The 21,494-nt window shown below is 70.8% G+C and carries 20 protein-coding genes and 1 pseudogene; 9 read left to right on the top strand and 12 right to left on the bottom strand.

The annotated features are described in order from the left end of the window. Positions 1 to 118: 118 nt before the first annotated feature. The 3 genes from kdsB to lpxK form a co-directional block, all read right to left on the bottom strand. The gene (gene kdsB / locus ABFO07_RS05785) at positions 119 to 922 is read right to left on the bottom strand and encodes a 3-deoxy-manno-octulosonate cytidylyltransferase (RefSeq protein ID WP_059909061.1); all 804 of its coding nucleotides are present in this window, start codon (positions 920 to 922) and stop codon (positions 119 to 121) included. Positions 923 to 1,007: 85 nt separating this feature from the next. Further along, positions 1,008 to 1,202, bottom strand: coding sequence for a Trm112 family protein (locus tag ABFO07_RS05790; protein WP_059557307.1), 195 nt, complete (start codon positions 1,200 to 1,202; stop codon positions 1,008 to 1,010). Beyond that, positions 1,183 to 2,214 carry a tetraacyldisaccharide 4'-kinase gene (lpxK, locus tag ABFO07_RS05795; RefSeq protein ID WP_059909059.1) on the bottom strand — a complete coding sequence of 344 codons (1,032 nt, stop codon included), beginning with the start codon at positions 2,212 to 2,214 and terminating at the stop codon, positions 1,183 to 1,185. The genes ABFO07_RS05790 and lpxK overlap by 20 nt, the downstream gene beginning before the upstream one ends. Positions 2,215 to 2,675: 461 nt before the next feature. Here lpxK and xseA point away from each other — a divergent pair, with 461 nt between their 5' ends. Both xseA and sodB read left to right on the top strand, forming a co-directional pair. After that, on the top strand, positions 2,676 to 4,058 hold the full coding sequence (xseA, locus tag ABFO07_RS05800; protein ID WP_059557311.1) for an exodeoxyribonuclease VII large subunit: 1,383 nt from the start codon (positions 2,676 to 2,678) through the stop codon (positions 4,056 to 4,058). Positions 4,059 to 4,272: 214 nt separating this feature from the next. Continuing rightward, the gene (gene sodB, locus ABFO07_RS05805; protein WP_017333980.1) at positions 4,273 to 4,851 is read left to right on the top strand and encodes a superoxide dismutase [Fe]; all 579 of its coding nucleotides are present in this window, start codon (positions 4,273 to 4,275) and stop codon (positions 4,849 to 4,851) included. 135 nt (positions 4,852 to 4,986) lie between these two features. Here the strand turns inward: sodB and ABFO07_RS05810 are convergent, their stop codons facing one another. Together ABFO07_RS05810 and ABFO07_RS05815 are read right to left on the bottom strand one after the other, a co-directional pair. Beyond that, entirely contained in the window at positions 4,987 to 6,060 is a 1,074-nt protein-coding gene (locus ABFO07_RS05810) for a TIGR03118 family protein (protein ID WP_060014524.1), read from the bottom strand. A 52-nt stretch (positions 6,061 to 6,112) separates the two neighbouring features. Next, positions 6,113 to 6,811, bottom strand: a complete 699-nt coding sequence (locus ABFO07_RS05815; RefSeq protein WP_060026840.1) for a Crp/Fnr family transcriptional regulator — start codon at positions 6,809 to 6,811, stop codon at positions 6,113 to 6,115. An 83-nt stretch (positions 6,812 to 6,894) separates the two neighbouring features. Between ABFO07_RS05815 and ABFO07_RS05820 the strand changes: the two genes are divergently transcribed. The 3 genes and pseudogenes from ABFO07_RS05820 to ABFO07_RS05830 all read left to right on the top strand — a co-directional run bounded on the left by ABFO07_RS05820 (position 6,895) and on the right by ABFO07_RS05830 (position 8,364). After that, on the top strand, positions 6,895 to 7,422 hold the full coding sequence (locus ABFO07_RS05820; protein WP_059923448.1) for a DUF962 domain-containing protein: 528 nt from the start codon (positions 6,895 to 6,897) through the stop codon (positions 7,420 to 7,422). An 8-nt stretch (positions 7,423 to 7,430) separates the two neighbouring features. Next, positions 7,431 to 7,547 (top strand): annotated as a pseudogene (locus ABFO07_RS05825) (2-dehydropantoate 2-reductase N-terminal domain-containing protein); the annotation flags it as partial. Between the two features lie 208 nt (positions 7,548 to 7,755). Further along, positions 7,756 to 8,364, top strand: coding sequence for a class I SAM-dependent methyltransferase (locus tag ABFO07_RS05830; protein ID WP_059923450.1), 609 nt, complete (start codon positions 7,756 to 7,758; stop codon positions 8,362 to 8,364). Between the two features lie 16 nt (positions 8,365 to 8,380). On the opposite strand, the gene ABFO07_RS05835 is transcribed toward ABFO07_RS05830, so the two are convergent. Beyond that, positions 8,381 to 9,655, bottom strand: a complete 1,275-nt coding sequence (locus ABFO07_RS05835) for an EAL domain-containing protein (RefSeq protein WP_059909077.1) — start codon at positions 9,653 to 9,655, stop codon at positions 8,381 to 8,383. Between the two features lie 167 nt (positions 9,656 to 9,822). Beyond that, entirely contained in the window at positions 9,823 to 11,259 is a 1,437-nt protein-coding gene (gene mdtD / locus ABFO07_RS05840; RefSeq protein WP_059958359.1) for a multidrug transporter subunit MdtD, read from the bottom strand. A gap of 208 nt (positions 11,260 to 11,467) precedes the next feature. Between mdtD and ABFO07_RS05845 the strand changes: the two genes are divergently transcribed. Then, positions 11,468 to 11,791, top strand: coding sequence for a DUF2917 domain-containing protein (locus ABFO07_RS05845; protein ID WP_059987884.1), 324 nt, complete (start codon positions 11,468 to 11,470; stop codon positions 11,789 to 11,791). Here ABFO07_RS05845 and ABFO07_RS05850 read toward each other — a convergent pair. After that, positions 11,764 to 12,981 carry a citrate/2-methylcitrate synthase gene (locus tag ABFO07_RS05850; protein WP_347468542.1) on the bottom strand — a complete coding sequence of 406 codons (1,218 nt, stop codon included), beginning with the start codon at positions 12,979 to 12,981 and terminating at the stop codon, positions 11,764 to 11,766. The genes ABFO07_RS05845 and ABFO07_RS05850 overlap by 28 nt on opposite strands. Positions 12,982 to 13,121: 140 nt before the next feature. Between ABFO07_RS05850 and ABFO07_RS05855 the strand changes: the two genes are divergently transcribed. Then, positions 13,122 to 14,531, top strand: coding sequence for a CoA transferase (locus ABFO07_RS05855; protein WP_347468544.1), 1,410 nt, complete (start codon positions 13,122 to 13,124; stop codon positions 14,529 to 14,531). 56 nt (positions 14,532 to 14,587) lie between these two features. On the opposite strand, the gene ABFO07_RS05860 is transcribed toward ABFO07_RS05855, so the two are convergent. Continuing rightward, positions 14,588 to 15,334 (bottom strand): GntR family transcriptional regulator, encoded by a 747-nt coding sequence (locus ABFO07_RS05860; protein WP_059909042.1) that lies wholly within the window; start codon positions 15,332 to 15,334, stop codon positions 14,588 to 14,590. 166 nt (positions 15,335 to 15,500) lie between these two features. Here ABFO07_RS05860 and ABFO07_RS05865 point away from each other — a divergent pair, with 166 nt between their 5' ends. Next, positions 15,501 to 16,346 carry an aldo/keto reductase gene (locus ABFO07_RS05865; protein WP_347468545.1) on the top strand — a complete coding sequence of 282 codons (846 nt, stop codon included), beginning with the start codon at positions 15,501 to 15,503 and terminating at the stop codon, positions 16,344 to 16,346. Between the two features lie 5 nt (positions 16,347 to 16,351). Here the strand turns inward: ABFO07_RS05865 and ABFO07_RS34680 are convergent, their stop codons facing one another. Continuing rightward, on the bottom strand, positions 16,352 to 17,104 hold the full coding sequence (locus ABFO07_RS34680; RefSeq protein WP_430733049.1) for a hypothetical protein: 753 nt from the start codon (positions 17,102 to 17,104) through the stop codon (positions 16,352 to 16,354). Between the two features lie 347 nt (positions 17,105 to 17,451). Here ABFO07_RS34680 and ABFO07_RS34685 point away from each other — a divergent pair, with 347 nt between their 5' ends. Continuing rightward, positions 17,452 to 17,799, top strand: coding sequence for a hypothetical protein (locus ABFO07_RS34685; protein WP_430733050.1), 348 nt, complete (start codon positions 17,452 to 17,454; stop codon positions 17,797 to 17,799). A gap of 336 nt (positions 17,800 to 18,135) precedes the next feature. Here ABFO07_RS34685 and ABFO07_RS05875 read toward each other — a convergent pair whose 3' ends face one another. Further along, on the bottom strand, positions 18,136 to 19,146 hold the full coding sequence (locus ABFO07_RS05875) for a HoxN/HupN/NixA family nickel/cobalt transporter (RefSeq protein WP_059884018.1): 1,011 nt from the start codon (positions 19,144 to 19,146) through the stop codon (positions 18,136 to 18,138). Between the two features lie 142 nt (positions 19,147 to 19,288). Beyond that, complete coding sequence (gene fusA, locus ABFO07_RS05880) at positions 19,289 to 21,403, bottom strand: elongation factor G (protein ID WP_059559422.1); 2,115 nt, start codon at positions 21,401 to 21,403, stop codon at positions 19,289 to 19,291. Positions 21,404 to 21,494 lie beyond the last annotated feature (91 nt).

Raw genomic sequence — 21,494 nt, forward strand, 5'->3', positions numbered from 1 at the left:
GCATGCGGCGGACCGGTCTGACGCGGCGCGTCGCCTCAGCGACGCGCGGCTGCCGGCAGGGCCGCGGCGGGGTCAAGCGCGCTCGCGGGGATCGCGGACCGCTCGCACAACCGCCTGATTATGCCACGGGTAATTTTGAATCCGGCCGAAAAAGGGCCTGCACGCGTGCGAGATCGGCGGGCGTGTCGATGCCGGCCTCCGGCGCGTGCGCGGTGATCATCACGGCGATCCGCTCGCCATGCCACATCGCGCGCAGCTGTTCGAGCTGCTCGGCCTGCTCGATCGGCGCCTGCGCCAGCGACGGGTAGGTGCGCAGGAAACGCGCGCGGTACGCGTACAGGCCGACATGCCGGTACACCGGGAACGCCGGCGCCGGCATGGCCGCGACGTCGGGCCAGTGCGGCTGGTACGCATCGCGGCTCCACGGGATCGGCGCGCGCGAGAAGTAGAGCGCGACGCCCTGCGCGTCGAGCGCAACCTTCACGACGTTCGGATTGAACACGTCGGCCGCCGTGTGGATCGGATGGGCGGCGGTCGCGATCGCGCAGGCCGGATGCGCGGCGAGGTGCGACGCTACGTCGCGGACCAGCGCCGGATCGATCAGCGGCTCGTCGCCCTGCACGTTGACGACGACGGTATCGTCGCTCCACCCGAACGCGGCCGCGACTTCGGCGAGGCGGTCGGTGCCCGACGGATGGTCGGCGCGCGTGAGCACCGCTTCGAAGCCGTGCGCGCGCGCGGCGTCCAGCACGCTCTGCGCGTCGGACGCGACGAGCACCTGCTGCGCGCCCGCTTCGCGCGCGCGTTCGGCGACGCGCACCACCATCGGCTTGCCGCCGAGATCGGCGAGCGGCTTGTTCGGCAGGCGTGTCGACGCGAGCCGGGCGGGAATGACGGCGATGAAGGGCTGCGGGTGAGTCATCGGGCAGGAATCGTGTAAGTGATACGGCGGGCGCCCGTGCCGGGCGCCCGCAGGCTGGCCGGGCCGCCGGGGGCCCGGGCCGGGCTCAGCGGCCGGCCGGATCGACCGGCGTGCCTTCGACGGTCTGGCGCGCCTCGTCGACCAGCATCACGGGGATGCCGTCGCGAATCGGATAGGCGAGCTTGTCGGCGTTGCAGATCAGCTCCTGCGCGGCGCGGTCATAGTGGAGCGGGCCTTTGCAAACAGGGCACACGATGATTTCAAGCAGGCGAGCGTCCACGGAGTTTCTCCACAACGAGGGCAATGAGGCGAGGATCGAGCGCGGCTTCGACGGGGACGACCCAGATTCGAGCGTCGCGCCAGGAAGCGCCCAATTTTACTGCATCCTTCTCGGTGATCAGGATCGCGTCGACGGCGTCGTCGACGAACGGATTGTCGGCGAACGCGTAGTGGTCGGGCAGCGCGCGGGTCTGCGGCGCGAGGCCCGCCGCGCGCAGCGTCGCGAAGAAGCGTTCCGGCGCGCCGATGCCGGCGGCTGCCAGTACGCGCTCGCCGGCGAACTGCGACAGCGGGCGGCGCAGCGCGGGCTGGTCGAGATGCCAGGCCGCGCCGGGCGCGAGCGCCAGCGCATAGGTGTCGGGCCACGGCGGCAGCGCGCCGCTGTACGGATCGTTGACGAGGGTCGCGTCGCGGCGCCGCGACAGCGGCTCGCGCAGCGGCCCGGCCGGCAGCAGGAAGCCGTTGCCGCCGAGCCGGTGGTCGAACACGACGAGTTCGACGGTGCGGGCGAGGCGGTAGTGCTGCAGGCCGTCGTCGCTGACGATCACGTCGACTTCCGGATGCGCGGCGCGCAGCGCCTGCGCCGCCGCGACGCGATCGGGACACACCCACACCGGCGCACCGGTGCGGCGGGCGATCAGCAGCGGCTCGTCGCCGGCGTCGCGGGCGCGCGAGGCCGGCGTCACGGCGGTCGGCGTGCGGACCTGCGCGCCGTAGCCGCGCGACACGACGCCGGGTGTGAAGCCCGCCGCGCGCAGCGCGTCGACGAGCGCGATCACGGTCGGCGTCTTGCCGGTGCCGCCGACGGTCACGTTGCCGACTACGACGACCGGCACGCCGACGTCGACCGGCTGCTTCCAGCCCTGCGCATACGCCGTGCGGCGCAGCGCCGCGCACAGGCCGAACACGCACGCGAGCGGCGTGAGCGCCCACGCGAGCGCGCCGCGGCGCTGCCATTCGCGCGTCAGGCGCGTCTCGAGACGGGCGAGCGGGCCGCCGCCGGGCGCGCTCATCGGGCAGGGCACGGCGCGCGGCGCGCCGTCGCGTGGGACGGGTTCGTCAAGGCGGATTCTCCGGGGAGCGGCGCGAGCCGCGGGGTCTGCGGAAGGCGGCACTCTAGCGCGCGGCGCGCCGGCGCGGCAAGCGCCGCGGCGCACGGCCACCGGCAGGGCCGGATCGTACGCGCCTGTGGATAACTCTGTGAAAAACCCGTCGCCCGATTGCCGCACACGCCCGTGCGGCGGGCTTCGAATCGGATGAGAATCATTCCGCAAGAATTAAAAATTTATAAGAATCAATGCGTTGCCTCGAATTGTCTGGATTTTCGGGGCGATTTGCGGGGCTTTTTGCCGAGGATTGTCAAGATGTGGACACTTTTCGCGTTGTGCAATGCACCCAGGCGCCGGCGCGCGGGCGCTGGACGCCGCGCGGATGTCGGACTATCGTGTCGCCGCCAGCATTCATCCGATCGTCCATGCTTTCCGACTCCTCATTTGCCTCGCCGGGCGCGACGCGCGGCGGCGACGAAGTAATTCCCGTCTCGGCGCTCAATCGTGCGATTTCCACGATGCTCGAGCGCTCGTTCCCGCTCCTGTGGATCGCGGGCGAAGTGTCGAACTTCACGCGCGCCGCGAGCGGCCACTGGTATTTCTCGATCAAGGACCCGCAGGCGCAGATGCGCTGCGTGATGTTCCGCGGCCGGGCGCAGTATGCGGAATTCACGCCGCGCGAAGGCGACCGCATCGAGGTGCGCGCGGTGGTCACGATGTACGAGCCGCGCGGCGAGGTGCAGCTCAACGTCGAAGCGGTGCGGCGCACCGGGCAGGGGCGGCTCTACGAGGCGTTCCTGCGGCTCAAGGCGCAGCTCGAGGCGGAAGGCCTGTTCGCGCCCGAGCGCAAGCGGCCGCTGCCCGCGCATCCGCGCGCGATCGGCATCGTCACGTCGCTGCAGGCCGCCGCGCTGCGCGACGTGCTGACCACGCTCGCGCGCCGCGCGCCGCACATCCCGGTGATCGTCTACCCGGCACCCGTGCAGGGCGCCGGCTCGGCCGAGAAGCTCGTCGCGGCGGTCGAGACCGCCAATGCGCGGCGCGAGGTCGACGTGCTGCTCGTGTGCCGCGGCGGCGGCTCGATCGAGGATCTGTGGTCGTTCAACGACGAAGCGCTCGCACGCGCGATCGCGGCGAGCGCGTTGCCGGTCGTCAGCGGCGTCGGGCACGAAACCGATTTCACGATCGCGGATTTCGCGGCCGACCTGCGTGCGCCGACGCCGACCGGCGCGGCCGAGCTGGCCAGCCCGCAGCGCGCGCTGCTATTGCGCGAGGTCGGCGACCGGCAGGGCGCGCTCGCGCGCGGGATGCGCCGCACGCTCGAACTGCGCGCGCAGCAGCTCGACTGGCTCGCGCGCCGGCTCGTCAGCCCGGCCGAGCGGCTGCAGCGGCAGCGCACGCACGTCGAGCAGCTCGCGGTGCGCCTCGCGTCCGCGGCCGCGCGGCCCGTGCGCGACGCGCGTGCGCGTTTCGCGCTCGCGCAGCTGCGCTGGCAGCGCGCGCGGCCCGACCCGGCGCAGGCGCGCCTCGCGCTCGCGGGGCTGTCGCAGCGGCTGGCAGTCGCGGTGCAGCGGCGTCACGAGCGCGACACCGCGCGCGTCGCCGCGTGCGCGGCGCGGCTCGAGGTGCTGAGCCCGCAGCGCACGCTCGAGCGCGGCTATGCGGCGCTGATCGACACGCAGACCGGCCGCGCGGTGCGCGCGCCGAGCGCGCTGAAGCCGCAGCGCCGGCTGACCGTGCATCTCGCCGAGGGCTCGGCGGACGTGTCGCTGGCGGACGTGCAGCCGCGGCTGACCGATACGTTCTGACCACGCGGGCAGGGCGGCGCGCAGCGGCGATGCACCACCCGCGGAACGGGCGCGCGCGGTCGCGCTCGTCCGTCCGGACGTTGCGTAAACGCCGGTTTTCCGCATACCGCGGATAAATGGCCCACGGGTTTGCGGGGTTATTCGTCCTCGCCTACAATCGGACGCTCGGCAGCATTCAACACAGCCTCCCTACATACTCAACGAAGGAATCGCCATGGCTCATACGCTCCCGCCGCTCCCGTACGCTGAAGACGCACTTGCGCCGACCATCTCGCAAGAAACGATCCAGTACCACTACGGCAAGCATCACCAGGCTTATGTGACGAACCTGAACAACCTGATCCCCGGCACGGAATTCGAAAACCTGTCGCTGGAAGAGATCGTGAAGAAGTCGTCGGGCGGCATCTTCAACAACGCCGCGCAAATCTGGAACCACACGTTCTTCTGGAACAGCCTGTCGCCGAACGGCGGCGGCGCACCGACGGGCGCGCTGGGCGACGCGATCAACGCGAAGTGGGGTTCGTACGACGCGTTCAAGGAAGCGTTCACGAAGGCCGCGGTCGGCACGTTCGGTTCGGGCTGGGCATGGCTCGTGAAGAAGGCCGACGGTTCGCTCGACATCGTGTCGACGAGCAACGCAGCTACCCCGCTGACGACGGCCGACAAGGCGCTGCTGACGATCGACGTGTGGGAACACGCGTACTACATCGACTACCGCAACGCACGTCCGAAGTTCGTCGAAGCGTTCTGGAACATCGTGAACTGGGACTTCGCAGCGAAGAACTTCGCGTAAGTCACACGGCGCTGTCGCATCGCGACAGACGTCCGGAAACGGCAGCCAGTCGCGCGCCGTGACCGATCCAAAAGCCCTCCATCGCGAGGGCTTTTTCATTGCACGGGCGCCGCAAGCCGCGCCCGGCGACCGCACTCACGGACCGACGTCGATGCGGCCGTACAGACCATCCGCTTCGTCGTTCGGGCCGGCCGCGAAGAACAGCGTGTTGGCGGGCTGATTGTTGAGGCCGTTGCCGAACGCGATGCCCCACAGCCCCGGCTCGACGATCGCGCTGCCGTCGCCTTGCTGCAGCGTTCCGAGCAACATTCCGGAAGTCGCATCGAACGCATGCAGCATGCCGTCGCCGAAGTTGCCGACCAGCACGGCATGGCTGAAGCGGCCGAAATCCGCGGGCGCCAGCGCGACGCCCCACGGCGCATTCAGCGGCCCGCCGGTGGCGAAGCGCTGGAGGAATTGTCCCGACGGGCTGAACACGTCGACCAGGCCGACGCCCGCGCCGGCCACGTCGTCGTGCGCGGCCGCGTCCTGTTTCGCGTAGGTGACGAACAGCTTCGAGCCTATCGCCTGGATGCCGAACGGCGCGAACCCCGCCGGCAAGGACGGATCCTGGAACGCGCCGGCCGGCGTGACCTTCGCGAAGGTCCGGTCGAACACGTCGATCCTGTTGTTGTGGAAATCCGTCGCATACAGGAAGTTCGCACCGTTGTTGCCGGCCATCGCGAGCCCCTTGTAGACGGCGGCGCCGCCGCTGTCGAACACCGTGATCGCCGCTGTCGGGTTGACTGCGGGCGACCACGCGGTCAGCGTCCCGCCTTCTCCCGCGAAGATGAACGCCGCGGGCCCCGATTTGGCGCCCTGGGTCACGACGAAGTCGGTCGTGCCGTTGAACACGATGCCGGTCGGGCTGGGGTCGCCGCTCGTGCCGGGCGGAATCGTCACGACGAGCGACTGCGGCACGCCGTTGCCGTCATAGAGCGTCGCACGCTGCGTGCCGTTGTCCGCGACCCAGACGAAGCCCTTCGGATTGAACGCAATGCCCCACGGATTCTTCAGGTTGGCATCCACGTGGGCGGCGGGAACGGCGCCGTCCGAGACCAGCGCGCTGACTGCGTATTGTCTTTCGTGCGATGAACCGCCGCACGCGACGACACCTGCCAGCACGACAGCCGCCAACGCAGCGCCGAGCGCCGTATGGACCTGTCTCATGATTGCGCTCCGAACGCAGAGGAACGCTGAGTAAACGGCCTGGCCGCCGTGCTTATTCCGGTAGCCCGCTCGCGCGGCGCAGCGCGGCGACGTCGACCAGTTCGATCTCGCCGACGTGCAGCCGTACGACGCCGTCCGTTTCGAGCGACTTCAGCAGCTGATTCGTGGTCTGCCGCGTCAGCGACAGCATCGCCGCGAGCTTCTCCTGCGACAGCCGGATGCGCGTGCGGCCGGCGCTGATCCCGCCGTAGCCTTCGGCGATCATCAGCAGGCGCGCGGCGAGCCGCTGCGCGCCCGGCATCACGCTCATCGCCTCGACGGTCAGGAAGCTGAGCCGCAGCTTCTGTGCCATCAGCAGCGCGAATTGCCGCCAGTATGGCGGCGTCGCGTCGAGGAGCGCCAGCAGCGCCGGCTGCGGCACGTGCAGCAGCAGCGCGTCGTCGAGCGCGATCGCGTCGTGCGTGCGCGGCAGGCCGTCGAACAGCGCGATCTCGCCGAACCACGTGACCGGCTCGGCCACCGTCAGCAGCGCCTCCTTGCCCTGCGGATCGACCGCGCCTATCGTGAGGGCACCGTCCAGCACCGCGTACAGCCCGCACGGCGGGCCGCCGCGGCGGAACAGCGCGTGGCCGGCCGGCAGCCGGCGCAACGCGGCGCGCGCGAGGAGCGCCGCGCGCAGGGCCGCCGGCAGTGCGCCGAACCACGGGTGCGCGTCGAGTTGCGGCAGGTATCGGTCGAGGGGCTCGGGCATGGGCGGCGCGATGTCGGGTAGCCGACAGAGGTTCTCGGGCGTGACGGGCATCATAGCGCGCAACCCCACGACAAGGAGACGGCATGAAGACGCTCGAGGACCATCTGTCCCAGTACGCGGCCTATCACCGCGACGCGCGCAACATCGCGACCCACCTGGTCGGCATCCCGATGATCGTGTTCGCGGTCGAGGTGCTGCTGTCGCGGCCCGCGCTCGGCACGTTGGCGGGCGTCGCGCTGTCGCCGGCGCTGCTGCTCGCGCTTGCGTTCGCCGCGTTCTACCTGCGGCTCGACCTGCGCTTCGGCGTCGTGATGACGGCGTTGTTCGCGCTCGGCCTGTGGGCCGGGCAGACGCTCGCCGTGCTGCCGACCGCGCAATGGCTCGGCATCGGCATCGGCGCGTTCGTCGTCGGCTGGATCGTGCAGTTCGTCGGGCATTACTTCGAGGGGCGCAAGCCGGCGTTCGTCGACGATCTCGTCGGGCTGATGGTCGGGCCGCTGTTCGTGGTCGCCGAGGTCGCGTTTTTCGCGGGGCTGCGCGGCGACGTGCGGCGCGCGGTCGAGCAGCGGGCCGGGCCCGTGCACGGCGGCGCGCACGACGCGCACGTGTGAACGCCGCGATGCCGCGCATCTGCGTGGTCGGCGCGGGCGCCGTCGGCTGCTATCTCGGCGGGCGGCTCGCGGCGGCCGGGGCGCCCGTGCAGTTGATCGGCCGCGCGCGGATCGGCGACGCGATCCACCGGTCAACGCCCGCCTGTGCGCGCTCGTGCACGACGCCGAGGCGGCGGTGCAGCGGCCGTCATGGCGCGGACGCGTTGCGCGCCGCGCTGGCCGGATGACTGTCGCGACGCGCACGCGGCGGCATCGCGCGGGGCCACAGCGCATGCGAAGCAAGGACTAAGATGTCGATGGCGTCATGTGACGCCTTTGCGGAGCGCACGCGCCATGGTGGATCGCCCGACCCTCGACGCCTACGATGCCCACGCGGCCGAATATGCGCAGACCTGGCTCGACGAGGGCCCGCCCGACGACATGTACGCGCTGCTGGAGCAGTATTTCGCGCCGGGGCCGACGGCGGACATCGGCTGCGGCGCGGGGCGCGACGCCGCATGGCTGGCGTCGTGCGGCTACGACGTGCACGGCTACGATGCGAGCGCCGCGCTGCTCGACGAGGCGCGCCGCCGCTACCCGGCGCTGCGGTTCGAACAGGCGGTGCTGCCGGCGCTGGCCGGCGTGCCGTCCGGCGCGTTCCGCAACGTGCTGTGCGAGACCGTCGTCATGCATCTGGATCATGTGGAGGCGGCGGCGGCCGCCGCGCGGCTCGTCGAGCTGCTCGCGCCCGGCGGCACGCTGTACCTGAGCTGGCGGGTCGCGGGCAACGGCTCGCAGCGCGACGAGCGCGGCCGGCTGTACACGGCGCTCGACAGCGCCCGGATGCGCGCCGCGCTCGGCGCCGGCGTGCAGGTGGTCGACGAGCACGAAGTCGTCAGCGCGTCGTCGGGCAAGCGCGTGCACCGGCTGATCGTCCGCAAGGCAGCCGAAGCGGCCGCGTGACGCGGTGCGCGGCGCGTCAGTCGCGGTGCGCGGCCGCTTCCCAGTTGATGTCGACGCACAGCACCTGCATGCCGGCCGCGCATGGCGCGGCGATCGACGCGGTCACGCACAGGTGCGCCTCGTTGATCGACAGATAGGGCGGTGTCAGGTGCACGCGGCCCGGCGCGCGCGTCGCGTGGATGAAATACGGGCGGCGTTCCCAGCTCGCGCCTTCGGAATGCAGCAGCGGGCGGAAGCGCTTCGCGCGTTGCGACACGCTGCCGCGCGCGAGCACGTTGTCGCCGATCTGCCGCCCCGACGCATCGAGCAGGAAGCAGCGCGCGGTTTCGGGCAGGCCGAGCACGGTGGCGGCCGCGTCGATCAGCGTGCCGCCCGCGGCGAGCTTGGTGCTGGCTTCCTCGAGCGCCGCGACGTACGGCGCGAGCCGCGTCGCCTGCTGGCGCTCGCGTTCCGCGACGCGCAGCCGCAGCGCGGCCGACAGCGTATCCATGCTGCCCGCTGCGGCCTGCGACTGCACCGGGTCGACGCTCGGGCCCGCGAAATACTGCCCCTGCACGAAATCGACGTCGCATTCGAGCGCGATCAGCGCGTCGCGCTCGGTCGACAGCCCGCCCATCAGCACGAGCTGGCCGGATTCGTGCAGCAGCGACACGAGCCCCGGCAGCACCCGTTCGAGATGCGAGTGCTCGCTCGCCTGCGCGAGAATGCCGCGGTCGAGCGACACGATGTCCGGATGCAGGTGCCACACGCGGTCGATGTTCGAATGCTTCGCGCCGAAGCCGCCGAGCGCGATCAGGAAGCCGGCCTTGCGCAGGCCGTCGACGATCGCCGCGTAGCGCGGCGTCTCGCCGCCCGCCTGTTCGGGCACCTCGAGCACCACGCGATGCGGCGGCAGGCCGAGCGCCTTCAGGTTCGCGAGCAGTGCGTCGCCGTAAACGGTATCCATCAGCGCCGCCGGATGCAGGCTCAGGAAAAGCCACTCGTCATGGCTGTCGAATGCATGGAAATTGCCGAGATGCAGCGATTCGGCGAGCCGGCCGAGTTCGAGCAGGTCGCCGCGCCGCGCGGCCTGCGTGAACACTTCGTGCGACGCGACCTGACGGCTTTCCTCGTCGTGCGCGCGCAGCGACGCGTGATAGCCGATCGCGCGCCGGTGCGACACGGAGAACACCGGCTGGAACACGCTGAACACGGTGTAGCCGCCGTACAGCACGGTGCGCCGGTTGCCGTCGTCGCCGGCGACGGGGCGGGGCGGCTGAAAGCCGGGGGGATCGATGTCGATCATGCTCATCATGATGTCGGCCGAGGGAAGGCTGCCAGTTTACCTACAGAATAGGCGAGCAAGAAGCGTGCGCAACGCCACACCGGCGCGGCGCGCCGCCGTGGCGCGCGCGGCGGCCGCCGCTGCACCGTCGTGGTGCGTCGCGTGCGGGGGTGCGGTCCGAAGCGGGGCGCGCGTCACGCGCGCTCGGACGGATCGGTCTTGCGCGCGGCGCCGCGTATCTCCGGCGCGAGCTGCGCGAAGATCCACGCGGAGGCGGCGGTGATCAGGCCGACGCAGACGAAGGTTGCATGGAACGCGGGCAGCGTGTTGCTCGGCGTCACGGTGCGCAGCATCCCGGTGAAGGTCGCGAGCAGCGCGCCGGCGACCGTCACGCCGAGGCTCATCGACAGCATCTGCACGAGCGAGAACAGGCTGTTGCCGCTGCTCGCGCCGCCGGTGCCGAGATCCTTCAGCGTCAGCGTGTTCATCGCGGTGAACTGCATCGAGTTGAAGCCGCCGAACAGCGCGAGCTGCGCGATCTTGAGCCACACGGGCATCGACTCGCGCATCAGCGCGAGGCTCGCCATCATCACGCCGACCATGATCGTGTTCGCGAGCAGCACGTTGCGGTAGCCGTGCTTCATGATGAGCCGCGTGATGATGCGCTTCGAGAACATCCCGGCGGCCGCGACGGGCAGCATCATCAGCCCCGCCTCGAACGCCGTGTAGCCGAGGCTCACCTGCAGCAGCAGCGGGATCAGGTACGGCATCGCGCCGCTGCCGATGCGCGCGAACAGGTTGCCGAGCAGGCCGACGCTGAACGTGTGGATCCGGAACAGCTCGAGCGAGAAGATCGGTTGCGGCGCGCGCACCGCGTACAGCCCGTACGCGACGAAGCACGCGAGGCTCAGGATCAGCAGCACGAGCACGGCCGCGTGCTGCATGCCGAGATCGGCGAGCCCGTCGAGCGACAGCGAGATCGCGACCATGCCGATCGTCAGCAGCAGGTAGCCCTTCAGGTCGAAGCGGCCGACCGCCGGGTTGCGCGCGTCGGGCATCGAATACCAGGTCGCGATGCAGCCCGCGACGCCCACCGGCACGTTGATCAGGAAGATCCAGTGCCACGACGCGATCTTCACGAGCCAGCCGCCGAGCGTCGGGCCGATCAGCGGGCCGATCAGGCCCGGAATCGCGACGAACGACAGCGCGGGCAGGTAGCGCTCGGCCGGGAACGTGCGCAGCACCGCGAGCCGGCCGACCGGCAGCAGCATCGCGCCGCCGATCCCCTGCACGACGCGGAACGCGACGAGCTGCGGCAGCGTGTGCGCGTTTGCGCACAGCAGCGAGCCGAGCGAGAAGACCAGGATCGCGCTGAAGAACACCCGCCGCGTGCCGAACGTATCGGCGAGCCAGCCGGACACGGGAATCATCACCGCCATCGTCAGCGAATACGCGATCACGACCGACTGCATCCGCAGCGGCGATTCGCCGAGGCTCGCGGCCATCGACGGCAGCGCGGTGTTGACGATCGTCGCGTCGAGCGTCTGCATGAAAAAGCCCGTCGCGACGAGCCAGAGCATGACGGTGAGGTTTTTTTCGCCGGGGGCGGCAGCAGGCGGGCGTTGGAACATGAAGGCGTGGGCGGCTGGACGCGGGACAGCCGCCATTGTAGGGAATGCCGCCGCGCCGCGCAGTAGCGGCCCGGTGCGCGGCCGGATGCACATCGCCCGACAGGCCAGTACAGTTCAGCCGGAAGTGTCTGCGGGCGTATCTGTCGGTGTGCTGTCACTGTCCGGATACTGGACGGGTGTGGACAAGCGCGACGACCGGGAGGGCGCCATGCGTGAACTGCGACTCTACGAACTGGATGCCGACGAGCCCGCCGGGCGGTGGCGCCCGGTGCGCCGTACCCTGCTGCGCGTGACGGACGGCGAACTGTGGCTGACGATCGAGGGCGAGCCGGCCGACCACTGGCTGCGGCCCGGCGACGTGCTGACGCTTGCGCCCGGCGCGCGGGTCTGGCTCAGCGCCGGGCCGCCCGGCGCGCGCTTCGCGCTGAGCCGTCCGGATGCGCACGCGGCGTCGCTTGCCGCCGCGCTGCGACAGCGGCTGGCCGGGTGGCTCGGGCGCGGCCGTCAGGCCGACGCGTCGCTGCCGACGTAGCGGGCGCGGGGCCGGATCAGCTTGCCGTCGGCGTACTGTTCGAGCGCATGCGCGATCCAGCCGGCCGTGCGCCCGGCCGCGAACAGCATGAACGCGGCGCCGTCCGGCAGCGCGAGCGTGCGTTCCAGCACCGCGAGCGCGTAGTCGATCGCCGGCCTCAGCCCGCTGTCGGCTTCGACGCGTGCGGCGAGCGCGCGCGCCGCGCGCAGCGCGGGGCGATCCGGCGCCGCGGCGTGCAGCGCGTCGAGCAGCGCCTGCGCGCGCGGGTCGCCGTTCGGGTACAGCGGATGGCCGAAGCCGGCGAGTGCCGTGCGGCCGCCGGCTTCGCGCTCGTCGTGCGCGAGGCGCGATGCGAGATAGCGGCCGGGATCGGCGGCGCGGGCCGCCTCGTCGAGCAGCAGGCCGGCCCGGAACGTTTCGCCGCCGTGGCGCGGGCCCGCCAGCGCCGCGAGCCCGCCCGCGATCGCGCCGAACAGCGGGCTGCCGGTCGACGCGATGCAGCGCACCGCGAACGTCGACGAATTCAGTTCGTGGTCCGCGCACAGCACGAGCGCCATGCGCAGCAGGTCGGCCCCGGCGCGCCCGCGCACCCGCCACGCGGCGGCGAGCTGGCGGTGCAGCGGCGCGTGGCCGGGCGTGATGCCCGTGAGCGCGGCGGCCGTGACGCGCAGCAGCCGTGCGGCGGTATCAAGTTGCGCGCCGCGATCGTGCGACGCGATGGGCGGCTGCGCCGCGGCCGCGGCGGGCAGCAGCACGAGCGCGCGCTCGAGCGGCGCGACATGCGCCCAGCGCTGCGCCCAGTCGTGCCATTGCACGACATCGACGCCGCCGGCCGCGAGCCGCGCGGGCGGGCAGCCCCAGAGCCGCGCGGCGACCGCTTCGAGCGTCGCGTCGCGGGCGAGCGCGATCGCGTCGGCGCCCCGATAGAGGAGGCGCCCGTCGGCAATCTGCGTGATGCGCGATTCGAGCACCGGCATGCCCCAGTCGAGCGAGCGTTCGGCGACGCCGCCCGCGCGTTTCGCGTCGGCGCGTCGGCGGGCGAGCAGGCGTACCTCGTCGGCGTCGTAGCGGCGGCGCTTGCTCGCGCCGTCGGGCAGCGAGTGCAGCAGGCCGCGGCTCACGTACGCATAGAGGGTGCTCACGCTGACGCCGAGCACGTCGGCGGCTTCGGGGGCGCTAAGAGACGTCATGCGGATCGCTCCTGTCGGGCCGCATGACGCGCAGCCCCGCTTCGGCCGGCGGTCACGGCCGGATTCGCGCGATCGAGGTTGATCGCGCCTGCCGCGAATTCTAGACTCGATTCCATGTGCCCATCTCGTGGCGAGCGCCGATGACGCCCCGACTCGCATTGACCCATCTCTGGCAGCTCGCGCACGGCGAGCCCGGCGCACTTGCGCGCGTCGCGATCGACGGGCAGGATCCGGCGCTGCCGTCGGCGTTCCATGTCGGCACGCTGGCCGCGGCGTCGATCGCGGCGGCCGGGCTCGCCGCCGCCGAATGCCACCGGTTGCGCACGGGCGTCGTGCAACGCGTCGACGTATCGGTGCGCGACGCGCTCGTCGCGTTTCGCAGCGAGCGCTACCTGCGCGTCGACGGCGGGCCGCCGCCCGAGCTGCGCCATCCGGTGACGGGCTTCTACGAGACGCGCGATGCGCGCTGGATCCAGTTGCACGCGAACTTTCCGCATCATCTGCGCGGCGTGCTTCGGGTGCTCGGCTGCGACGACCGGCGGGAATCGGTCGCGGCGGCGATCCGCACGCGCGACGGCGCGACGCTCGATACCGAGCTCGCGGACGCGGGCCTGTGCGCGGCACTGATCAGAACACCTGACGAATGGGCCGCGCACGAACAGGCGCGCGCGCTGGCGGCGCTGCCGCTGTTCGAGATCGAGCGCGTCGGCGATGCGCCGGTGCAGGCGATCGGTGGCGACGACGCGCGCCGGCCGCTGGCGGGCGTGCGCGTGCTCGATCTCACGCGCATCATCGCGGGCCCGGTCGCCGGCCGCACGCTCGCGTCGCATGGCGCGCAGGTGCTGCTCGTCAATGGGCCGCACCTGCCGAACATCGCGCCGCTCGTGATCGACAACGGGCGCGGCAAGCGCTCCGCGTGGCTCGATCTGCGCACGGCCGCGGGCGTCGACACGCTGCGGCAGCTCGTGCGGCAAGCGGATGTCTTCGTGCAGGCGTACCGTCCCGGCGCGCTTGCGGCGCGCGGCTTCGCGCCGCAGGCGCTGGCCGCGCTGCGGCCGGGGATCGTGTGCGTGTCGATTTCCGCGTACGGGCATGCGGGGCCGTGGGCGCAGCGGCGCGGCTTCGACAGCCTCGTGCAGTCCGCGAGCGGGATCGCGTGGCGTGAGCGGCAGGCTGTGCTCGCGGACGCGCCGCGGCACCTGCCGTGCCAGGCGCTCGATCACGCGACCGGCTATCTCGCGGCGTTCGGCGCGATGATCGCGCTGGCGCGCCGCGCGCGCGAAGGCGGCAGCTGGCACGTGCGGCTGTCGCTCGCGCAGGCCGGCCGCTGGCTGCAATCGTTCGGCCTCGTGCCGGATGGCGCGCACGCGCCCGACATCGCGCCCGACGACATGCGCGACCGGTACGACCGGATTGTGTCGCCGTTCGGCGTCGTCGATGCGGTGCGTCCGGCGGAACGGCTGTCGGCGACCCCGCCGTTCCTTGCTTTGCCGCCGGTGCCGCTCGGCACGGACGCGCCGTGCTGGATCGATTCGGACGGGCAGGGGTAGCGCGCGTTCGGGCTCGCCTGCCGCGCCCCGCGCGGTCATCGCGTGTTACTTGCGCGTTACTTGCGCAGCTCGACGACGAAGTCGTAGTAGTCGTTGCGGCAGTAGGTGTCGGTCAGCTCGATCGCGCGCTGGTCGGCCGTGTAGCCGATCCGCGTGATCAGCAGCAGCGCGTCGTGCGGCGCGATGCCCATCTGCAGCGCGATCTCGTCGGTCGCGTTGACCGCGCGGAAGTGCTGCAGCGCGCGCACGATCGGCGTGCCGCGCGCTTCGAGGTAGCTGTACAGCGAATCGCCGATCGCCTGCGGATCGGGGAGCAGCGTCGCGGGCAGCGTGGAGTTCTCGACGGCCATCACGATGCCGTCGGCGAGGCGCAGACGTTTCAATCGTGTAACGGACGCAGCCGGCGACAGGCCGAGCTGGATCACTTCATCACGGCTCGCGGGCTGGATCTCGCGCGCGAGCCACTGCGAACTCGGCTTGAAACCGCGGCGTTCGAGCATTTCGCTGAAGCTCGACAGGCGCGACAGCGGATCCTCGTAGCGCGGCTGGATGAAGTTGCCCGCGCCTTGCGTGCGCCGGATCAGCCCTTGTTCGACGAGGAGCGCGATCGCCTTGCGCGCGGTGATGCGCGACACGCCGAGCGCCTCCGACAGCACGCGCTCGGACGGCAGCGCCTCGCCGGCCGTCCAGCGGTTGTCGTGAATCGCGTCGCCGAGCTTGCGGGCGAGCTGCAGATAGAGCGGGGTATCGTTGTCCGGGTCGGGGCGCAGGTCCTGCCAGCGGTCGTCCGTCGTTGCCTTCATGGAATGGGTATCGATCAGGGTGCGGCCATTCTAAGTCATCATGCGGCGCCGTTATAGCCGGTTTTTGCCGCATGACAGTCGCGCGCCGGGCCGAATCGCTACACTGATGCGTCGCATTCCGTACCACTGCCGCCGCGCGCGGTCACGCATTCGCAGCGAGGAACACATGACAGATACGATCGCCACGGTCGTCCTGCCCGACGGCGAGACGATCCCGAAGCTGGGGCAGGGGACCTGGGAGATGGGCGAGCGTCCGGCGCGGCGCGCGGACGAGATCGCCGCGCTGCGCGAAGGCGTCTCGCTCGGCATGACGCTGATCGATACCGCCGAGATGTATGGCGAGGGCGCGACCGAGACGCTCGTCGGCGAAGCGCTCGACGGCCTGCGCGACGACGTGTTTCTCGTCAGCAAGGTGTACCCGCATCATGCGAGCCGGCGCGGCGTCGTCGCGGCGTGCGAGGCGAGCCTCCGGCGCTTGCGTACCGACTGCCTCGATCTCTATCTGCTGCACTGGCGCGGCTCGGTGCCGCTCGCGGAGACGGTCGAAGGCTTCGAGGCGTTGCGCCGGGCCGGCAAGATTCGCCACTGGGGCGTGAGCAATTTCGATACGGCCGACATGGTGGAACTCGTCGACGAAGCGGACGGCGCGGCGTGCGCGACCAACCAGATCCTCTACAACATCGCGCGGCGCGGGCCGGAATTCGACCTGCTGCCGTGGCTCGCGGCGCGCCGGATGCCCGCGATGGCGTACAGCCCGGTCGATCATGCGCGTCTGCCGAAGCGCTCGCCGCTCGACGAGATCGCGCGGGTGCGCGGCGTGTCGGTGATGCGCGTCGCGCTCGCGTGGGTGCTGGCGCAGCCAGGCGTGTTCGCGATCCCGAAGGCGGCGCGGATCGAGCACGTACGCGACAACCGCGCCGCGCTCGATTTCGTGTTGAGCGATGACGAGCGCGCGCAGCTTGACGCGTACTTCCGTCCGCCGCGCAGCAAACGCGCGCTCGAAATGCTCTGACGGCATCAGGCCGGGCAGCGTGTCGGGTCAGCGGCGGTTGCCGCCGTTGCCGCCATTGCCGCCGTTGCCATGGCCACCGCCGTTGCCATTGCCGTTACCACCGCCGTTGCCGACACCATTGGCGCCGCCATTGCCGGCGCCGCCACTGCCGTTGCCATTGCCGTTGCCGCCGCCATTGCCGTGGCCACCGTTGCCATTGCCGCCCGCACCGTGACCGCCGTTGCCGTGGCCGCCGTTGCCGCCAGCACCGCCAGCACCGCCAGCACCGCCAGCACCGCCGCCAGCACCGCCGCCGCCAGCACCGCCACCGCCAGCACCGCCACCGCCAGCACCGCCACCGCCAGCACCGCCACCGCCAGCACCGCCGCCGCCACCGCCGCCGCCACCGCCGCCACCGCCGCCACCGCCGCCACCGCCGCCACCGCCGCCACCGCCACCGCCACCGCCGCCGCCGCCGCCGCCGCCGCCGCCAGCACCGCCGCCACCGCCACCGCCGTTGCCATGACCACCGCCATTGCCGCCGCCGCCGTTGCCATGACCACCGCCATTGCCGCCGCCGTTACCACCGCCGTTACCACCGCCGTTGCCACCGCCGTTGCCACCGCCGTTGCCACCGCCGTTGCCACCGCCGTTGCCACCGCCGTTACCGCCGCCGCCACCATTGCCGTGACCGCCGCCGTTGCCGCCGCCCCCGTTGCCGTGACCGCCGCCATTGCCTCCATCACCATTCCCACCGCCATGGCCACCATGTCCGCCATGGCCTCCGCAACCACAACTCCCGCCACCCGAGGTACCGCCACCCGAGGTACCGCCACCCGAGGTACCGCCACCCGAGGTACCGCCACCCGAGGTACCGCCACCCGAGGTACCGCCACCCGAGGTGCCGCCACCCGAGGTACCGCCACCCGAGGTACCGCCACCCGAGGTACCGCCACCCGAGGTACCGCCACCCGAGGTGCCGCCACCCGAAGTCCCACCACCAGCCCCCCCGTCGCCGGCTGCACTGCCTGCGGCGTTGCCGGCCCCGCGGCCCGTGCCGCCCGTTCCGCCGGACGTCGCGCCCGCGGTTCCGCCGACCCCCGCGGGCCCGACGGCACCGTTTCCGTTGTTTCCGCTGCTGCCGCTCCCGCTGCCCGTGCTGCCGCCACCGGCGCTACCGCCGGCGCCGCTACCGCCGGCGCCGCTGCCGCCGACGCCACCGCCCGCATACACGCGCGCGCTGCACGCAGCCGGATTGGCGGCGCACGACGATGCGTCGTCGGCCAGCATCATCATGGCTTCCGCACTGGCGGACGTCTCGGGCGCCGCGTTCTGCGCCACCGTCAACGGCGCGGTGAGGGCAGTGTCGCCGCCCGCCGGCGCGGCAACCGGCCCGACGGCCCCCGAGTCCTGCGCGACGGCATACGAGCAGCAGCACGCAAACGCGGCCACGGCCAGCAAGGTTGCGCGATAGCGCCGTCCCGCCGCGCGGGACGTCTGTTTCGTCTTATGCATCATTGGCCTCCCTATGCGCGCGATGCCTCGTCGCCGCGCGGCTGTATGCGTGCAGTGCAGGGGGGCCAGCAAAGATGCGTTGTCGTTTCGGCGGCCGATGACGTCCGGACTGGTGCTGCTTCAAGCCAGCCGCGAACGCGGATCGGCACGCGGGCCCGCCGTGCGAGGCCTTAACTGCGAGATCCGTGCCATCGGCCGCCTACGCCCGTGGCGCAAGGCGGCCGCATGCCGCGCAACCGCGCATGAAACGTCCGGGTGGGGGTTTTGTTTCCGAAATGAAACGTCTGAACGATGCTCAGCGCGCCGTCGCGTCGGCCGCGCGTTGCCAGCGATGGAACAGGATCGATGCGATCCAGCAGATCAGGAACAGCGCGACGATGCCATACCCGAGCGCACCGAACCGTTCACCGAGCGCATCGAGCGCGTCGCGCACGGGGCCCGTCAGCGCGAGCTTGTCGGCGAGCAGGCCGGCCGCCTCGATGCCGCCGATCGCCAGCGCGACGGCCGCCGACACGAACGTGATGCTCGCGTTGTAGAGCAGCTTGCGCTGCGGATCGTCCATCGCCCAGCCGTACGCGTGGATCATCAGCACGTTGTCGGTCGAGTCGATCAGCGTCATGCCGGCCATGAACAGCGCGGGGAACAGCAGGATCGCGTAGAGCGGCAGCCCCTGGCTCGCCTGCGCGGCGGCGATCGCGAGCAGGCCGATTTCGGTTGCAGTATCGAAACCGAGGCCGAACAGCACGCCTACCGGATACATGTGCCAGCTCTTCGTGACGAACCGGAACAGCGGCCGCAGCAGGCGCGCGACGACGCCGCCCCGCCGATGCGTGTGCGCGGTGCCGGCGTCGCCCGGCCGGCCGCCGCGGTAGCGCCGCCACACGTCGCGCAGGATCGCAAGGTTCACGCAGGCGAGCACCAGCAGGAAGGTGGCCGACACCGCGGTGCCGATCGTGCCGCCGACCTCGCGAAACGCATCGAAGCGCTCGCGCAACGCGAACGCGGTCAGCGCGACGCCGAGCGTCGCGGCGACCACGATCGTCGAATGGCCGAGCGAGAAGAACAGGCCGACCGTCAGCGGGCGCTGGCCGTCCTGCATCAGCTTGCGCGTGGCGACGTCGATCGCGGCGATGTGATCCGCGTCGACTGCATGACGCAGCCCGAGCCCGTACGCGATCGCGGCCGTGCCGAGCAGCAGCGGCCGGTCGCGCAGCACCGCGAACGCCCACAGCCAGACGGCCGCGTTGGCGGCGAGCAGCCCCGCGTAGAGCATCAGCAGGCGGCGCAGGGAAGGGGCGGGCGGCATCGGCGTGAATTCGTATGAGGGATTGCCGTGGATTGTGGCACGGGCAAAAACATCGCGGTGTCCGGTCAAAAATGCGGCGCGCCAATGAAAAAGGCCCGTCCGCGAACGGACGGGCCCTGCATGCCGCTGGCGCGGCGGGCGCTTACTTCGAATCGACGCGCTTCGCGTTGATCACCGCTTCCGACACGTTCGCCGGCGTTTCGGCGTAGTGCTTGAACTCCATCGTGTAGGTCGCGCGGCCCTGCGTCGCCGAACGCAGCGACGTCGAATAGCCGAACATCTCGGCGAGCGGCACCTCAGCGCGCACGAGCTTGCCGCCGCCGCCCGCGATGTCCTCCATCCCCTGCACGATGCCGCGCCGGCTCGACAGGTCGCCCATCACGTTGCCCATGAAATCCTCGGGCGTCTCGACCTCGACCGCCATCATCGGCTCGAGCAGCACCGGCTTCGCGCGGCGCATCGCTTCCTTGAACGCCATCGAGCCGGCCATGCGGAACGCGTTTTCGTTCGAGTCGACGTCGTGATACGAGCCGAAGGTCAGATGCACCTTCACGTCGACGACCGGATAGCCCGCGAGCACGCCGCTCTTCAGCGTTTCGGTGATGCCCTTGTCGACGGCCGGGATGAATTCGCGCGGAATCACGCCGCCCTTGATCTCGTCGAGGAACTCGTAGCCCTTGCCGGGGTTCGGCTCGAGCGTGACCACCGCGTGGCCGTACTGGCCGCGGCCGCCCGACTGCTTGACGAACTTGCCCTCGACGTCCTCTGCCTTCGTGCGCACCGTTTCGCGATACGCGACCTGCGGCTTGCCGACCGTCGCCTCGACGCCGAACTCGCGCTTCATCCGGTCGACCAGGATTTCGAGGTGGAGCTCGCCCATCCCCGAAATGATCGTCTGGCCGGACTCTTCGTCGGTCTGCACGCGGAACGACGGATCTTCCTGCGCGAGGCGGTTCAGCGCGAGGCCCATCTTCTCCTGGTCGGCCTTGGTCTTCGGCTCGACCGCCTGCGAGATCACGGGCTCCGGGAACTCCATCTTCTCGAGGATGATCGGCTTGGCCGGATCGCACAGCGTGTCGCCCGTCGTCGCTTCCTTCAGGCCGACCGCGGCCGCGATGTCGCCCGCGCGCACTTCCTTGATTTCCTTGCGCTCGTTCGCGTGCATCTGCAGGATCCGGCCGAGCCGTTCCTTCTTGTCCTTGGTCGGGTTCAGCACCGTGTTGCCCGATTCGACGACGCCCGAATACACGCGGAAGAAGATCAGCTGGCCGACGAACGGGTCGGTCATGATCTTGAACGCGAGCGCGGAGAACGGCTCGTCGTCGCTCGGATGACGTTCCGCTTGCTGGTCGTCGAGCGTGTGGCCGAGGATCGCGGGCACGTCGACGGGCGACGGCAGGTAGTCGATCACCGCGTCGAGCATCGCCTGCACGCCCTTGTTCTTGAACGCGCTGCCGCACAGCATCGGCACGATCTCGTTGGCGATCGTGCGCTTGCGCAGCGCGGCCTTGATCTCGTCCTCGGTCAGCGATTCATGGTCGTGCAGATACTTCTCGAGCAGTTCCTCGCTGGCTTCGGCCGCGGCCTCGACCATCTTCTCGCGCCATTCGTGCGCGAGCTCGACCAGGTTCGCGGGGATGTCCTCGTACGTGAACTTCACGCCCTGGCTTTCGTCGTCCCAGAGAATCGCCTTCATCTTGACGAGATCGACGACGCCCTGGAAATGATCCTCCGCGCCGATCGGAATCTGGATCGGCACGGCGACGCCCTTCAGGCGATCGCCGATCTGCCGCTGCACGCGGAAGAAGTCGGCGCCGACGCGGTCCATCTTGTTGACGAACGCGATGCGCGGCACCTTGTACTTGTTCGCCTGGCGCCACACGGTTTCGGACTGCGGCTGCACGCCGCCGACCGAGTCGTACACCATGCAGGCGCCGTCGAGCACGCGCATCGAGCGTTCGACCTCGATCGTGAAGTCGACGTGCCCGGGGGTGTCGATGATGTTGATCCGGTGTTCCGGATAATTGCCGGCCATGCCCTTCCAGAATGCGGTCGTCGCGGCCGACGTGATCGTGATGCCGCGCTCCTGCTCCTGCTCCATCCAGTCCATCGTGGCCGCACCGTCGTGCACTTCGCCGATCTTGTGGCTCACGCCGGTATAGAACAGGATGCGTTCGGTAGTCGTGGTTTTGCCGGCATCGATGTGAGCGCTGATCCCGATGTTGCGATAGCGCTCGATGGGGGTTTTGCGGGGCACGTGAACCTCCAGTGGTTCGGGTCAAAATCCGGCCGGCTGCGCCGGCCCGGGGTGGATCAAGCGAGATTTAAAGCATAGCGCTTGTATGTGG

Origin of the sequence: Burkholderia stagnalis (assembly GCF_039848545.1) — a bacterium.
GTDB lineage: Bacteria > Pseudomonadota > Gammaproteobacteria > Burkholderiales > Burkholderiaceae > Burkholderia > Burkholderia stagnalis.